The sequence below is a fragment of the Mariniflexile maritimum genome (assembly GCF_009746565.1).
Classification (GTDB): Bacteria; Bacteroidota; Bacteroidia; order Flavobacteriales; family Flavobacteriaceae; genus Mariniflexile; species Mariniflexile maritimum.
The window spans coordinates 81,479-95,951 of sequence record NZ_WRPN01000007.1; the positions used below are offsets into that span (position 1 = coordinate 81,479).

The following is a 14,473-nucleotide window of genomic DNA, read 5'->3' on the forward strand; positions in this document are numbered from 1 at the left end:
TTAAAATGTTGTGGTGTTGTATAGGTAAAAATGGCTGATGTTGTATTAATTAAATCTCTAAAATATAGTCGATTAGAACGGACTCGTGCGGTAAATCCATTTTTTTACGCAAACGATATCGTTTTACCTCGACACTTCTAGAAGATATGTTCAACAAGGGCGCTATTTCTTTTGAAGTTAAATTTAAGCGTAAATAGGCGCACAGTTTTAAGTCGTTTGAGGTTAACGTGGGATGTAATGTTTTTATTTTTTTTAGGAAATCTTTGTCGGCGTTATTGAATGCTTCTTCAAAAGCGTGCCAATCATCGGTATTGTTCAAATTTTTATCAATTATCTTGATAACATTCTTTAAATTTTTGGGGTCGTTGGCTTTTTGTAGTTCGCCTTTAATCGTGTTTAAAAATTCATTTTTCTTAATGAGGCTCATGGTAGAAATGCCCAATTCCCTATTTTTATTTTCAATATCCTGGATTAATTTTTCGTTGTTGTGGCGTGTTTCAAGTTCTTTATTTTCCAGTTCTTTCAATTCGAGTTCCCTTTGGGTTTTATGTAGTAATTTTTCGCGTTGCTTTTTATAATAACGCTTATAAAATGTGTGCATAGCAAAAGAAAATAATACCAATAAAATGAAATATACCCCAAACATGAGCTTGGTTAAATACCATGGTGGCTGGATTTGAAAACGATACGACTCTGTATTTTCTGAAAGTTCGTTTCCTAATCTGGATCGCACGTAAAAGGTATAATCGCCATAGGGTAAATTTTCAAACAGCACAGTGGACTTTGTGGACCAGTTGCTCCATGCATTGTAGATACCTTCTAATTTATATTGAAATTCGGCTTTTAAAAACTTATCAAATTCAGGTACACTGAAACTGAATTCCAAATTATTTTCATTATTCCTTAAAATTCCTTTTGATGAAATTTCCAAATTTTTGGTTTTGAACCCATTTTTATAATTTCCGTTGGTAATTTGGTTTAAATTTACTTTGTGCGATTTGTACTTTAATCTATCCAAATCTATAATAATATAGCCTAATGTATTGCCATACAAATACTTACTGTTTTGTAAATACGAAATGTTTTCATAACCTGAAACATCATTTCTAAGCGAACTGGGTAATGAAATTTTATTTATTTTATAGCTATTGCTTAATTTAAAAGGGGTTATATAACTTATGCCCTGCAATGAAAAGGACCAAAGGGTATTGGTTTCTTCATTAAAAACCAATTTGCCCGAAGTATATTGTTCCTTTAAAAATAGGTTGCTTAATACAGAGTCTCTTACAAATTTGTTTTTGGTTTCATCAAATTTAAAAATGCCATCTTTATGGGTATAGACCACATGGCCATGATACTTTATTAAACTGGTTTTAAGGCCTTTGCTTACAGAACTGTCTATTGATACTGAAATAGCTTTAGTATAGTGGGCATCGAGCTTAATCTTAAATACACCTTTATATTCATGGCTTACAAAAATGGTGGTATCATTAAGCATTTCAAAATAACGACTGGAAACATCAAACCCTTCAATTTTATTTCTAAACACCCATTGACCTTGTTTATTTTCAAGAATGTTTAAACTGCCATAATTACCTTGCAGCAATATATTATTATTATGGGGAATGGGTTTAATGTGCCAAGTGCCTTGCGCATCGGCAATTAATTTTGCCTGAGTATCGGTAACTATGAAGGTGCCTGAGTTATGCCCACAAAATAATACGTTGTTAATGCTGGTTAAACACCAAACAGCGCCTTGGGTTCCTGGTATTAACGTAAATTGCTCGTCAACGTTTTTCTTTTTGTAAAATAAGCCTTGGTTTGTGCCTATATACAAATAATCATTAAATAAGATGGAGGTATTTACAGAACCTAGTTTACCTTTTTCATCATTATAAATACTGAAGGGCGATGTTATGTTGATGCAATTGATACCGTTTTCCAAACCCAGCCAAACATTGTTATCAACATCTTCAAAAACCGAAAGTACCGTATTGTTACTTAAACCGTTGTTTTGATTGATGTGCGAAATAATGGTACCATGAGCGCTGATATGAAAAATTCCATTTGAAATAGTGCCCAAAATAAAACTGTGGTCCTTGAGCTTTAGGCTGCTATAAATACGATCGTTGAACAATAGGGCATTGGCGGCAATGTTCCATGGGGCAAGAGTATTATCCTTAAAAATATAAAACCCTTTGTCTTCAGTTTGGAAGAGTATATTCCCTTGATGGTTCACTATATTAACCAGTAAATTTTCCTTTAAAATAGGATGATCGCTTACAAGTTTGGCAGTACCATTTACAATTTCGAACACACCTTCTTTAATTTTTTGAAAATAAACACCTTCATTAATTTTAAATACTCTATAAAAATTTGTCTCGGAATTAATAATGGAACACGTATTATCTGCTTTGTTATAAAGATAAATGCGTTTAAGCGACTGGAACAGTATAAAACCATCTACATTAACGATGTTCCAGATTTCTTCATCTTCCAAAAAAGCAATTTTAAGTTTTGATGATAGCGAAGTATAATTTAATATCCCTAGGTTGTTCTTTTTCCAAAAGCCAAATTCGCGATAGCAACCGGTATAAACTAAGTTGTCTATAACGTTAACCGACCTAATAATGGTTTTGTTTGGTGAATTGTACAGCAACCATTTGGCACCATTAAATTCCAATAAACCTTTATTATTGGCAACATAGACATACTTGTCTTTTGATTGGGAAATGCTCCAGTTTTGGTTTTCAGCACCGTATTCATTAGGGGTATATACCTGAATGGGCGGATGCTCTTGAGCATTCAAAATGAGGCAATAAAAAATAAGGAATACGATTATTGGTTGTTTTCGTAACATTCTATCAAAAAATAGATTTGTAATGTTACTAAAGTAATAAAAAATAAAGGATTATAGGATTGTTGTATAGGTAATTGTATTGGTACGAAAAAGTAAAAACAAAAAAAAAAGCAACACCTAAGTATTGCTTAATTAAAGTATAATGATGATGATATTTTTTTTTAATCCATTTTTTTTATTCTACCACCCAATGCGGTATTTTCATTTATCGTTTCCGGATGGCCATAGATATACACATCACCTCCAGCCCTAATTTTAGCATCTACCAATTTTGAAGCTTTTACATGCGCTTCGCCCGCTGCATTTATGGATACCTCGGTAGTGGTAGTTTCAAGTTCTTCCCCTTGATAAAGTCCGCCAGTTAACAACGCGATTTTTTGCGATTTTGAAACGCCCTTGGTTTTTATACTTCCGCCAGATACCGCTTTAGCATTGGTGTAAGATACTTGTAAGGGTATTTGAATGCTTGCGCCTTCTTGTACTTTTAAATTGATTTCAAATTGTTTGATAACATCTGTACTGTATATTTTAGCGCCTTCATTCGCATCAATAACATCTAACGATTTGTAATACAATGTTACTTTGGTATCACTGCCATTGAAAATTTTTCCAATGTTCATCTTAATTTTAAGGATGCCATTTTTATTGTTAATTACCACATCTTGGGTGTTCTTTCCGGTAATAATGGCTTTGTTTTCATCCGATCTTACCAACTCAACTTCAATTAAATCGTAAACTTTAAGTTCCTTAAAATCGCCTATTGTTTTTTCGTGCGAATTTTGGGCAAAACCTAAAGATGCCATTAACACAGTTAAGACTAAAATTGTTTTTTTCATGGTTTGAATTGTTTTTGAATTACAACGTTGGTAATCAATAATTATTCCTTTTTAAAGGCATTTTATAAAAAAATTAGCGTTTCCTTTTTACAAGGATATGCGACTATTCTTGGTTTGAATATAATAAGATTGTTTCGTTCTAAACTTCTTTAAAAGTGTTTCCTATTCGTTTTTACCAATTAAATTGAAATCGAGGTGTTTTTTAACCAAGTCGGCGTTTTTAACCTTCACGATCACTTCATCGCCCAATTGATACATGATTTTAGAATTTCTACCCACCATGGCATACAAATCTTGGTCGAAGGCATAATGGTCGTCCTTCATATCGCGAACACTTACCATACCTTCGCATTTATTGGAAATAATTTCAACATATATGCCCCAATCGGTTACGCCCGAAATAACACCTACAAAGTTCTCGTCTTTATGATCTTGCATAAATTTAATCTGCATGTACTTGATGGAGTCGCGCTCTGCCTTGGTTGCTAAATTTTCCATGTTACTGGAATGTTGGCATTTTTCTTCGTAAATGGCTTCGTTAACCGATTTTCCGCCTTCTAAATAATGCTGCAATAAACGATGCGCCATCACATCGGGATACCTTCGTATGGGCGAGGTAAAATGACTGTAATAAGCGAACGCCAACCCATAATGACCTATGTTTTGGGTAGAATATTCGGCTTTGCTCATGCTTCTTATAGTCAAGGTATCCACCAAATTTTGCTCTTTGGTACCATTCACTTCTTTAAGTAAATAGTTAAGGGAAGCCGAAGTTGATTTTCGGTCTTTAAAATTTAATTTATAGCCAAATTTTGATACTATACTTTGCAAATTGGCTAGTTTACTATCATCGGGTTCATCATGGATACGATACACAAAAGTTCGTTTTGGGTCTTTTTTTCCAATAAATTCCGATACTTTTCGGTTTGCCAATAACATGAATTCCTCAATTAATTTATTGGCATCTTTACTGGTTTTAAAAAACACGCCTATGGGGTTTGCATGTTCATCCAAATCGAACTTAACTTCTACTTTATCAAAAGAAATAGCCCCTGAAGCCATACGCTTTGCGCGCATTTTTTTGGCGAGCGCATCCATTTTTAAAATGGCCTGTGCGATTTCTGGGGTGGTTTGATATTCGGTTCCTGTTAAAGAAACGTTTTTTGGAATTGTAGTTTTTATTGATGGGATTTCTGCTTTCGCTGAAATGTTGCTTTCAATAATTGCTTGTGCTTCTTCATAAGAAAAACGGGCATCGCTGTATGTTACGGTTCTGCCAAACCATTCGTTTTTAATCTCGCATTTATCGTTCATTTGAAAAACGGCCGAAAAGGTTAATTTTTCTTCATATGGCCGCAATGAACAGGCGTTATTTGACAGTACTTCCGGAAGCATCGGTACGACCCTGTCAACTAAATAAATGGAGGTGGCACGTTCATAAGCTTCATCATCTAAAACGGTTCCTTCCTGCACGTAATGCGAAACATCGGCAATATGCACGCCAATTTCATACAACCCATTGCTTAAAATTTTGAACGATAAGGCATCATCAAAATCTTTTGCATCTTTTGGGTCGATGGTAAAGGTTAAATCGTGTCGCATATCGCGGCGTTTTGCAATTTCTTCCTTGGTTATGGACGTATCAATTTTATTGGCAAACTCTTCAACTTCATGTGGAAATTCGTAGGGCAAGCCATATTCGGCTAAAATAGAATGTATCTCGGTATTGTGTTCGCCTGGTTTTCCTAAAACCTGGAGCACTTTTCCGTAGGGAGAATCGGCTTTCTCTGGCCAATCTTCAAGTTTAACCAATACTTTATCGCCATTTTGTGCGTTGTTAATTTTATCTATGGGTACAAAAATATCTTTGTACATTTTGTTGCTATCGGCAACTACAAAGGCAAAATTCTTTTTCTCGTGTATTTGAATGGTGCCAACATACTCGCTTTTTTCGCGCTTTAAAACTTGGGTAATTTCGCCTTCTAATTTACCACGATGGCGACGTTTGTAAACATAGAATTCCACTTCATCACCATCTAATGCTTTGTTTATGTTGTTTGATGCAATAAATACGTCATCTTCAAAATCGTCTGTAATGATATATCCTGAGCCTTTGCCCGATAAATCTAGAATACCGGTATGGTATTCGGTGTTCATAACTATTTTAAACTTGCCGCGTTCAACTTCTTCAATCTCTTTTTTACCAAGTAAATCGTGAAGTTTTTTTATAATTTGGTTACGGCTGCTGGCATCGTTAACGCCTATTTTTGCAGCAATTTGTTTGTAGTTATACGTTTGGTTTCTATCTTTTTTTAAAATACTTAGAATGGTATTTGTAAGGTTGGAAATGCCTGTTTTTTTGGACTTTCCTTTTTTCTTTCTTGTCATGTATAGTTTGTAATCATTTCATTTCCTAAGATACTGGAAATCTATTTATTTATTGCTTAATATTTGGAGAAGATTTCTTTTAAGCCGTTACAAAGTTACACTTTAAATATTTAATCATGTTTTGTTAAGGTTAAATTTAACGAAATGAACTTATCCACAGTTTAAATTATAATACTATTTTATTTTAAAAATTTAAAAAAAATTAATGGTGGTTATAATAGGTTGTTAATAGCGGTATAACTTTTTTAAGTTTTATTTTGATGACATTAAATTTACAGTTTATTAATAATCAATTAACAGCTTTTTTTGTTTTAATAGCTTCATTTTTAAGCTTTTTTAAATTTCTATGAACAGTTGTTAACAACCCTGTTTTAACCGGTTTTGCTTATAAGTTTTTTAAAAATGCGTGTTTATATACCGCTTAAATTAGGTTATAACATTAAAAAAAAAAGTAGGTTAAATTTTTGGTTGTTTGGTGAGAGTTTTTGATTGGAATTTTTTTTGGATTTACACTATTTTATTTTTAAAAAATTATGAACAGTTATTAACAACATATTAATTTTTTTTCTGGTTGCTATCAACAATTTTTTAGCCATTTCTATAAAATAAATTCCCAATAGTTTTGGTTGTGAATAACCTGCGTTGATTTGGGATGATAGTTTTTTGTAAACGATTTTGTGAAATTCACTTTTTGGTTGGGATTGTACTTAATTTCAAAGGCATCAATATCTTGATTTTTAATTTCGATGTAATCAATTTCCGCCTGCTGTGTATTTCTCCAAAAATAAGTATCTGCTAAATTGGATTGATACATTAATTTCTTTTTTCGTTCGCTAATAATAAAATTTTCCCATAAAGAGCCCACATCGTCCCTAAGCTCGATAGGTTTAAAGTTTTTTATAATCCGGTTTCGTAAACCTAAATCCCAAAAATATATTTTTCTCCCTTTTTTAAGCTCGTTGTCCTGGTTTTTGCTAAACGCATGAAGGCTGAAGATGATGAAATTTTTTTCGAGGATATCAATGTATTTTTCTACCGTTAAACGATTGATTCCTAAGTCGTTTCCTAAAGACAACGTATTGATTTCGCTTCCAATCCTAAAGGCAAGCATTTTTACCAATCGTTGAAGTGTTGCCGATTTTTTGATGCCCTCTAGGTTTAAAATGTCCTTGTATAGAAATCCATCTACCAAATCATTCAATATTTTTTCTTCTTTTCCCAGATTTACCACCGCTTCTGGGTAGTAACCATAAACCAATCGATGGGGCATGAGCCTTGATTCTTCTATAAAATTGGTATGTGCGACCATTTCATAAAAAGTAAGTGGAAACAATTGCAACTCTTCTTTTCTGCCAACCATCGATTCCTTGGTTTTATCGGCCAACTCAAAAGCACTACTTCCAGAAGCTATCATCTGGATACCAGGAAAATTATCTACCATGCGTTTAATTAGTAATCCAATATTGTGTATCATTTGTGCTTCATCAATAACCAATATATTATGCGTACCAACAATGGCTTTTAATCGGTCTGAAGTTATGTTTTCTAGCAATAACTGCGTATCAGGTTCATCGCCGTTTAGCCATAAACAATCCGTATCTTTAATAGTATTTTTTATTAAAGAGGTTTTGCCAACTTGTCTTGCACCAAAAACAAGTATGGCCTTTCCTTTAAATAAAAGCGTATTCAATTCGTTTTGTAACTGTCTTTTTATCATTATTCAATAAGTAGTTTATACAAAAATACAATAAAATGATATTAAAACATTAAAAAATTATAATAATATGATATTGTAATATCAAAAAATTATAATAATATGTTATTTAAAGATTTTTATAAGAAGATGAAAACTAAATTGTCTTTATTTTTTTGAATGAACAGGTATCTTAATTTTTAGTAACTTTACGGTTTAAAAAAATTTAAAAAAATGAAAATTTCTATAGGAAACGACCATGCTGGCACCGATTATAAGTTCGCCATCCTAAAACATTTGGAAGCCAAGGGCCATACGGTTATTAACCACGGCACCAATACCAATGAAAGCGTAGATTATGCCGATTTTGTACATCCGGTTGCCGAAGATGTTGCATCCAAAAAATCCAATTTTGGTATTTTACTCTGCGGAAGCGCCAATGGCGTAGCGATAACGGCGAACAAGCACCAAAAAATACGCGCCGGTTTAGCCTGGAACAAAGAAATTGTACATTTAATTCGTAGCCATAACAACGCCAATATTTTATGTATTCCTGCCCGTTTTACGGCGTTGCAACAAGTGATTGAAATGGTTGATGCGTTTTTAGATACGCCTTTTGAAGGTGGTCGCCACCAAACACGTATCGATAAAATTCCAGTTTCTTGCTAAATGGCACATTCACATTCGCATAGCCATTCTCATTCCCATAACGATTTAAAAGGGCGCAATCTTTTAATATCCATATTCTTAAATATACTCATCACGGCATCGCAAGTGGTGGGTGGTTTGGTTTCCGGAAGTTTGGCCTTGTTAAGCGATGCGTTGCACAACTTTAGCGATGTATTGTCGCTAGTGGTAAGCTATATTGCCAACAAACTCACAAAAAAGGAAGCATCGTTACACCGAACCTTTGGTTATAAAAGGGCCGAAATTTTAGCGGCTTTTGTAAATGCCGCTACCTTAATAATTGTTGCCATTTTATTGATTATCGAAGCCGGAAAACGGTTTCAAAATCCGGAGGAAATAAAATCGGGCCTTGTTATTTGGCTATCCATTTTAGGTATTGTAGCCAACGGATTGAGCGTGCTATTGCTTAAAAAAGATGCGACCAACAATATAAACATGCGCAGTGCCTATTTGCATTTGTTAACCGATATGATGGCGAGCGTCGCGGTGCTTATTGGCGGTTTGCTCATGAAGTTTTACCAACTGTTTTGGGTGGACAGTTTACTCACTTTTTTAATTGCGGTCTATTTAATTTGGATGGGTTACGATTTGTTAAAAACCTCTACCAAAATGCTGATGCTGTTCACACCGGCGCATATTAATTTAGAGGAAGTGGTGCTTACCATAAACCAACTGCCTAAAGTAAAAAAATTGCACCATGTGCATATTTGGAATTTAAGCGATAACGAACTGCACCTTGAAGCCCATTTAGATTTGAATGATGATGTATCGATCACGGAATTTGATGCCATTTTACAAAAAATTGAAGCAGTTTTGCACGAAAAATACGATATTAACCATGTTACCATCCAACCAGAATACAATAAAAACGATCCCAAAGAAGTGATTGTCCAGGATTAATAGGAACGTCATTGCGAGCTTTTTCATCAAGAAAAAAAAAGCAAAGCAATCCCATGAATTTAAGTTAAATATAAAAAGATTACTTCGTCGTACCTCTTCGTAATGACGTATAAAAGTTAACATTTAAAGCCCTTATGTTAAAAATTGAAGTAAAAACATTTTCAGAATTAACCCTTCAAGAGCTGTACAGCATTTTACAATTGCGAAGCGAAGTTTTTGTTGTTGAACAAAACTGCGTCTATCAAGATATTGATGGGAAAGATGAAAAAGCGTTGCATGTTCTAGGGATAAAAAACAACAACATTATAGCTTACACCCGACTTTTTAAACCCGGCGATTATTTTGAATACGCCAGCATAGGTCGTGTTGTTGTGGCGAAAAACGAGCGTAATTTTAAATATGGTTACGATATAATGAAGGTTTCCATGGAAGCGATTAAAACCCGTTTTAAAGCACACACCATTAAAATTTCCGCACAGGCCTACTTAAAAACATTTTATAATAATTGTGGGTTTAAGGAAATTGGCGAGGCATATTTAGAAGATGGTATTCCGCATATTGCGATGTTGTACCTTAATTCAAAATTGCCGGTAAAGTAAACTTATAGTTAAAATCAATATCGGTTAAATAAGTTTTTTCACCGTTTCAAAGTAAAATGTCCTTTTAGGGTTTCGCCCGTGGTTAGGGTAATGAGGTACCAATAATCATTGTTCTCTAAAAGCTTTCCGTTAAAACTACCATTCCAACCCGGTGAGTTTGCCGGTAATTGTTTTAAAAGCTTTCCGTAGCGGTTAAAAATTGCAATGGTTTTTATGGAGTTGTTAAAATCTTCAACCTTCCAAACATCGTGTTTGCCATCATTGTTTGGTGTAAAATATTTTGGGATGTAATAGGCTTCAGGAGTTATTAAAACACTAAAATTACTTTCATTGGTGGCACAAACGGAGGTGTTGTATATGTAAATGGTTTGTGATGTTGTTATCACATCATTAGCAAATAAAGGTGTGCCCTTGCCACCCGTTTGTGTATAATAGTTGCCAAAAGTAAGTACGGGCAAGGTGTAATAGCTATTTGTAATAACGTTTTGGAGCGTATCTATATTTACAAAATAAGTACATTGGTCTTGCAAGGTTACATAATTTGAAAAACCTGTTGGCATCCAGCTTGTTGGCGTGTTTGTAGTATTATCAACCACCACACAGTTTAAGTTAACATTGTTGCTAAAATTGAAGACAGCGTTATTGTTATTGCCGTTTTTAACATTCAATTTACATAATTGGTTATTGCTACAATCTAAAGTAGTTAGTTTTTGGTTTTGTGAAAGGCCTAGTTCCGTAAGCGCATTAAAACTACAGTCTAGGTTTACCAACATGCTATTGGAAGCAGTATCCAAAAATGAGAGTAAATTGTTTTCGCAAGTAAGAAAAACAAGTTCTGCGTTTTTTGAAATATCAAGATTTGTAAGTAGGTTATTGCCAGCTTGAAATCGGTTTAGTTTTGTGTTTTTTGTAATGTTTATGGTTGATAACCAATTGTTTTCACAAACCAGCACATTCAAGTTGATGTTTTTTGAAACATCTAAAACCGTTAATTGGTTGGTATCACAAACCAGCGAAATTAACTTGGTATTTTGTGCGACATCAAGGGTTGTAATTTGGTTGTTAGCGCACCAAAAAATATTCAAATCGATTAAATTTGAAACATGTATGGCGGGCAATTGGTTGTTGCTGCAAAACAATTGGGTAAGCTTGGTGTTTTGCGAAACGTTTAAGTTTGAAAGTAAGTTATCTGCGCAATTTAAAACGGTTAAATTGGCAAAGGCCTCAATACCCGTTAAATTGGAAATGGACTTCCCCGAAACATTCAAATTGGTAACGTTAATTAAATTTGCAGTGGGCACCAAGCCATTTATAGGTGCAACATCAAGCCCTAAATCAATTAAGGCTTGTTCAAAATTGGGGTCGGGAATGGCTGTGTTTTGGGCATAACCCGCTTGGGTAAGCAGTAGCAAACATACGGTTAATATGTATGCTTTATTTACCCACATAGGTAATTACAATTTCTACACGTCTATCAAATTTTGGGTCGCCGCCAAGCGGAAATTTTCGGCGTAACCCTAAATGGCGCATGCGTTTTTTGTCAACACCTTTTTTGGCAAAATAGTTATAGATAAATTCGGCGCGCGCCTCAGAAAGATTGCGCAGTTTGGTTTTTCTATCCACCGCATCCCTACTGTTTTGGGTACAGCACACGTGGCCTTGTATAGTGAAATAAATATCTTTGCGTTGCACCAAAACATCGGCAATGGATTCCAGTGTTTTTTTCGATTCGGGCATTATTTGGCTATAACCGGTTTTAAACAAAATGTTTTCAAAAACTATTTTATCGCCTACTTTAAGCTCGCCTTTTAAAATTTCCGGAATGTCTTTCTTTAATGGTATTTCAACTGTTTTTTCTTCCTTAACTTCTTCAATTTTTGGTGGTTTTGGCTTAACTATAATTTCTACCTTTCGGTTTAAGCCTCTTATTTTTACGATGTTCTTTTCCTCAACAATCCTTAATAAAATTTTACCTTTTCCATCTACATTGCTTATTAATTCTTCGCTAATTTCATTGTTGGAAAATATGGTTTTTATGGCATTGGCGCGTTGTTTAGAAAGGATTAGGTTGTATGAATCAGCGCCCACATCATCGCAAAAGCCAAAAATGGAAATGGATTCAATATCAATATCCGCAAGGTTTGAAATAAATAGCAATAACCTACTTTCTTCGGTTGAAGGAATATCGTATTTATCGGTATCAAAATACACCTCGTGCGTTAGTGCCGTTTGCGAAAAAACACGGGTTGCACAAAGCGTAATCAATAATAAAACGAATCGTTTTTTCATAGTAGGACAATAGAATGGCACATAAATATACTATTTTAAATGAATTACTATAAAAACAGTGCACTATTTAAGTTTAACGACACTTACAATAGGTTGAAAAACCGTTTTTTTACCTTAAATACCCCAAATATGTTGATGGATTGCCAAGTATTTCGGTGGCCTTTTTTATTTTGGCATCGTGTATCTTATAATACTCGTACAAACCTTCGCGATATGCATAACGCTTTACGATTTCCTCGGTTAAAAGTTCCATCAGGTACGTTTTGTTTTGGTCGATATTATTGATTTTTGATGTTTTCAAATTTGAGAGCAATGTGGAAAAATCGGTTTTGATGGCAGCATCCAAGGCTTCCTTTTTTGCCGTTTCAAGAGCCTTGTTCAATGCTTTTTCGGTATCGGTTTCAAACGAAAACGTAGAGCTTTTCAAATAAGTTTTAAAGTTTGCGAAATCGGCGTCGGTTAGTTGAAGGTTGTTTACGTCTTTTACCTCGTGGCCGTAATAATAGGAGGTGGCGAAATTAAAAATGAAATCATTATCAACAATGGCGTTAATGATGGCCGAATTTTTTGCCGCATTAAAACTCACGTCGGGCAGTACGCCCCCGCCATCAAACACTTTTCGGCCGTTTTTGGTCTTAAACGCGTTGTAATTTTCTTGGGCAACCCGTACCGCTTCACCTTTTTCATTTCTATGCCAATAATCCAGTGCTTGTATGCATCGGCCAGAAGGGGTATAATATCTTGAGATAGTAATTTTTACCTGGGTGCCATAAATAAGTTCTTTAGGGCGTTGTACCAAACCTTTGCCAAAACTTCTGGAGCCTACAATAACGGCACGGTCTAAATCTTGTAACGCCCCCGAAACAATTTCACTTGCCGAGGCGCTGCCTTCATCAATTAAAACCACCAACGGAATTTCGGTATCTATGGGTTCGTTTTGCGTAAAATACGTTTTGTTATATTTTTTTACCTTCGATTTTGTGGTAACTACCAATTGGCCTTTTGGCACAAATAAATTTACAATATTAATGGCTTCGTTAAGTAGGCCACCGGGGTTTCCGCGCACATCCAAAATAATACGTTCTGCACCTTGGGCCTTTAAATCGCGCAGGGCATAATTGGTTTCGGCCGAAGCCTTATTGTTAAAGCGGCTTAGCACAATATAACCGGTTTTTGCGTTTACCATTGAAAAGTGGGGCACTGCCTTTATTTCTACTTCTGTGCGCTTAATAGTGGCCGTTTGTGTTTTTCCTTGGCGTTTGTAGGTTACTTCAACCGATGAATCGGTTGCGCCCTTAAGCAATTCACCGGCATCCTCTTTGTAGGTTTCAATAAGTGTATTGCCTACTTTTATAATCTCGTCGCCTGCCTTTAAACCTGCTTTATCGGCTGGATAGTTTTTGTAGGGTTCAACAATAATTAATTTATCCTTTAAGGTTTTTACTTTGGCCCCAATGCCCGTATAATCGCCGGTATTGTTTATGCGTGCCGCTTCAACATCCTGTTCGTTCATAAAATTGGTGTAGGGATCCAAATCGGCCAACATGCTTTTTATGGCGGTATCCATTAAATGGCCTGGGTTGGTTTCATCGACATAATTCATGTTGAGCTCTTTAAAAAGCGTGGTAAATATTTCTATTTGTTTGGCTATTTCAAAAAAATCGTCCTTAAAGGCCGTTGTGGATAAAAACAAGCCACAGGCCATGATAGGGATAAGGATTTTCTTCTTTAGGAGGTGTTTCATTTTTAATTATTTTTTGTTTCAGAAATGCTATTTGAGAATTTCCCAAAAAGCAGTTTCATTCGGGTTTCAACGTAGGGAAATGTAGGTTTGTCTTTGCCCATGTACAAAATCATAAACGCATAAGATGTGCTTATGTTGTTAAAATACAAGGTTTTATTTAGTCGGTAAGCTTCCCGCATCAAGCGTTTTATACGGTTTCTGTCAACTGCATTTTTAAAATGCCGTTTGCTTACCGATACGCCTGTTTTTGCCATTACGCCATCTTCAAACGGGGTTGAAAGGTACATTAACCGGAAAGGAAATACCGAAACCGATTGCCCATTTTCAAACAAGGCATCAATAAGTTTTTTGCTTTTAAGCTTTTCTTTTTTTGAATAGGTTGCGGGCATAGGGCAGATTAATAAATACAAAAGTACGCATAACTATTAAAACCACGTACTATTGGCTTCACATGATAAAAGTCATGTTAAAGTTCCA

The 14,473-nt window shown here is 34.9% G+C and carries 11 protein-coding genes; 3 read left to right on the plus strand and 8 right to left on the minus strand.

Annotated elements, in window-relative coordinates; all coding sequences use genetic code 11:
- Positions 1-49: 49 nt before the first annotated feature.
- The 4 genes from GQO80_RS10500 to GQO80_RS10515 all read right to left on the minus strand — a co-directional run bounded on the left by GQO80_RS10500 (position 50) and on the right by GQO80_RS10515 (position 7,801).
- Complete coding sequence (locus tag GQO80_RS10500; protein ID WP_157208315.1) at positions 50-2,860, minus strand: triple tyrosine motif-containing protein; 2,811 nt, start codon at positions 2,858-2,860, stop codon at positions 50-52.
- 161 nt (positions 2,861-3,021) lie between these two features.
- Complete coding sequence (locus GQO80_RS10505; protein ID WP_157208316.1) at positions 3,022-3,696, minus strand: head GIN domain-containing protein; 675 nt, start codon at positions 3,694-3,696, stop codon at positions 3,022-3,024.
- 162 nt (positions 3,697-3,858) lie between these two features.
- Entirely contained in the window at positions 3,859-6,084 is a 2,226-nt protein-coding gene (rnr, locus tag GQO80_RS10510) for a ribonuclease R (RefSeq protein ID WP_157208317.1), read from the minus strand.
- 598 nt (positions 6,085-6,682) lie between these two features.
- Positions 6,683-7,801 (minus strand): ATP-binding protein, encoded by a 1,119-nt coding sequence (locus GQO80_RS10515; RefSeq protein ID WP_157208318.1) that lies wholly within the window; start codon positions 7,799-7,801, stop codon positions 6,683-6,685.
- Positions 7,802-8,011: 210 nt separating this feature from the next.
- Here GQO80_RS10515 and GQO80_RS10520 point away from each other — a divergent pair, with 210 nt between their 5' ends.
- The 3 genes from GQO80_RS10520 to GQO80_RS10530 all read left to right on the plus strand — a co-directional run bounded on the left by GQO80_RS10520 (position 8,012) and on the right by GQO80_RS10530 (position 9,963).
- Entirely contained in the window at positions 8,012-8,446 is a 435-nt protein-coding gene (locus tag GQO80_RS10520) for an RpiB/LacA/LacB family sugar-phosphate isomerase (RefSeq protein WP_157208319.1), read from the plus strand.
- Positions 8,447-9,364 (plus strand): cation diffusion facilitator family transporter, encoded by a 918-nt coding sequence (locus GQO80_RS10525; RefSeq protein ID WP_157208320.1) that lies wholly within the window; start codon positions 8,447-8,449, stop codon positions 9,362-9,364.
- A 134-nt stretch (positions 9,365-9,498) separates the two neighbouring features.
- Positions 9,499-9,963 carry a GNAT family N-acetyltransferase gene (locus GQO80_RS10530; protein ID WP_157208321.1) on the plus strand — a complete coding sequence of 155 codons (465 nt, stop codon included), beginning with the start codon at positions 9,499-9,501 and terminating at the stop codon, positions 9,961-9,963.
- A 38-nt stretch (positions 9,964-10,001) separates the two neighbouring features.
- On the opposite strand, the gene GQO80_RS10535 is transcribed toward GQO80_RS10530, so the two are convergent.
- From GQO80_RS10535 to rnpA, 4 genes are all read right to left on the minus strand, one after another.
- Complete coding sequence (locus tag GQO80_RS10535) at positions 10,002-11,411, minus strand: T9SS type B sorting domain-containing protein (protein ID WP_157208322.1); 1,410 nt, start codon at positions 11,409-11,411, stop codon at positions 10,002-10,004.
- Positions 11,398-12,252 carry an OmpA family protein gene (locus GQO80_RS10540; protein WP_157208323.1) on the minus strand — a complete coding sequence of 285 codons (855 nt, stop codon included), beginning with the start codon at positions 12,250-12,252 and terminating at the stop codon, positions 11,398-11,400. The genes GQO80_RS10535 and GQO80_RS10540 overlap by 14 nt, the downstream gene beginning before the upstream one ends.
- 109 nt (positions 12,253-12,361) lie before the next feature.
- Complete coding sequence (locus GQO80_RS10545; protein WP_157208324.1) at positions 12,362-13,996, minus strand: S41 family peptidase; 1,635 nt, start codon at positions 13,994-13,996, stop codon at positions 12,362-12,364.
- A gap of 2 nt (positions 13,997-13,998) precedes the next feature.
- Positions 13,999-14,385 (minus strand): ribonuclease P protein component, encoded by a 387-nt coding sequence (gene rnpA, locus GQO80_RS10550; protein WP_157208325.1) that lies wholly within the window; start codon positions 14,383-14,385, stop codon positions 13,999-14,001.
- Positions 14,386-14,473: the final 88 nt, after the last annotated feature.

What these genes read in the sequence shown, in the direction of transcription:
- rnr (WP_157208317.1), bottom strand. Translation starts at nt 6,084, where the DNA reads ATGACAAGAAAGAAAAAAGGAAAGTCCAAAAAAACAGGCATTTCCAAC.
- GQO80_RS10520 (WP_157208319.1), top strand. Translation starts at nt 8,012, where the DNA reads ATGAAAATTTCTATAGGAAACGACCATGCTGGCACCGATTATAAGTTC.
- GQO80_RS10535 (WP_157208322.1), bottom strand. Translation starts at nt 11,411, where the DNA reads ATGTGGGTAAATAAAGCATACATATTAACCGTATGTTTGCTACTGCTT.
- rnpA (WP_157208325.1), bottom strand. Translation starts at nt 14,385, where the DNA reads ATGCCCGCAACCTATTCAAAAAAAGAAAAGCTTAAAAGCAAAAAACTT.
- GQO80_RS10530 (WP_157208321.1), top strand. Translation starts at nt 9,499, where the DNA reads ATGTTAAAAATTGAAGTAAAAACATTTTCAGAATTAACCCTTCAAGAG.
- GQO80_RS10500 (WP_157208315.1), bottom strand. Translation starts at nt 2,860, where the DNA reads ATGTTACGAAAACAACCAATAATCGTATTCCTTATTTTTTATTGCCTC.
- GQO80_RS10525 (WP_157208320.1), top strand. Translation starts at nt 8,447, where the DNA reads ATGGCACATTCACATTCGCATAGCCATTCTCATTCCCATAACGATTTA.
- GQO80_RS10545 (WP_157208324.1), bottom strand. Translation starts at nt 13,996, where the DNA reads ATGAAACACCTCCTAAAGAAGAAAATCCTTATCCCTATCATGGCCTGT.
- GQO80_RS10540 (WP_157208323.1), bottom strand. Translation starts at nt 12,252, where the DNA reads ATGAAAAAACGATTCGTTTTATTATTGATTACGCTTTGTGCAACCCGT.
- GQO80_RS10505 (WP_157208316.1), bottom strand. Translation starts at nt 3,696, where the DNA reads ATGAAAAAAACAATTTTAGTCTTAACTGTGTTAATGGCATCTTTAGGT.
- GQO80_RS10515 (WP_157208318.1), bottom strand. Translation starts at nt 7,801, where the DNA reads ATGATAAAAAGACAGTTACAAAACGAATTGAATACGCTTTTATTTAAA.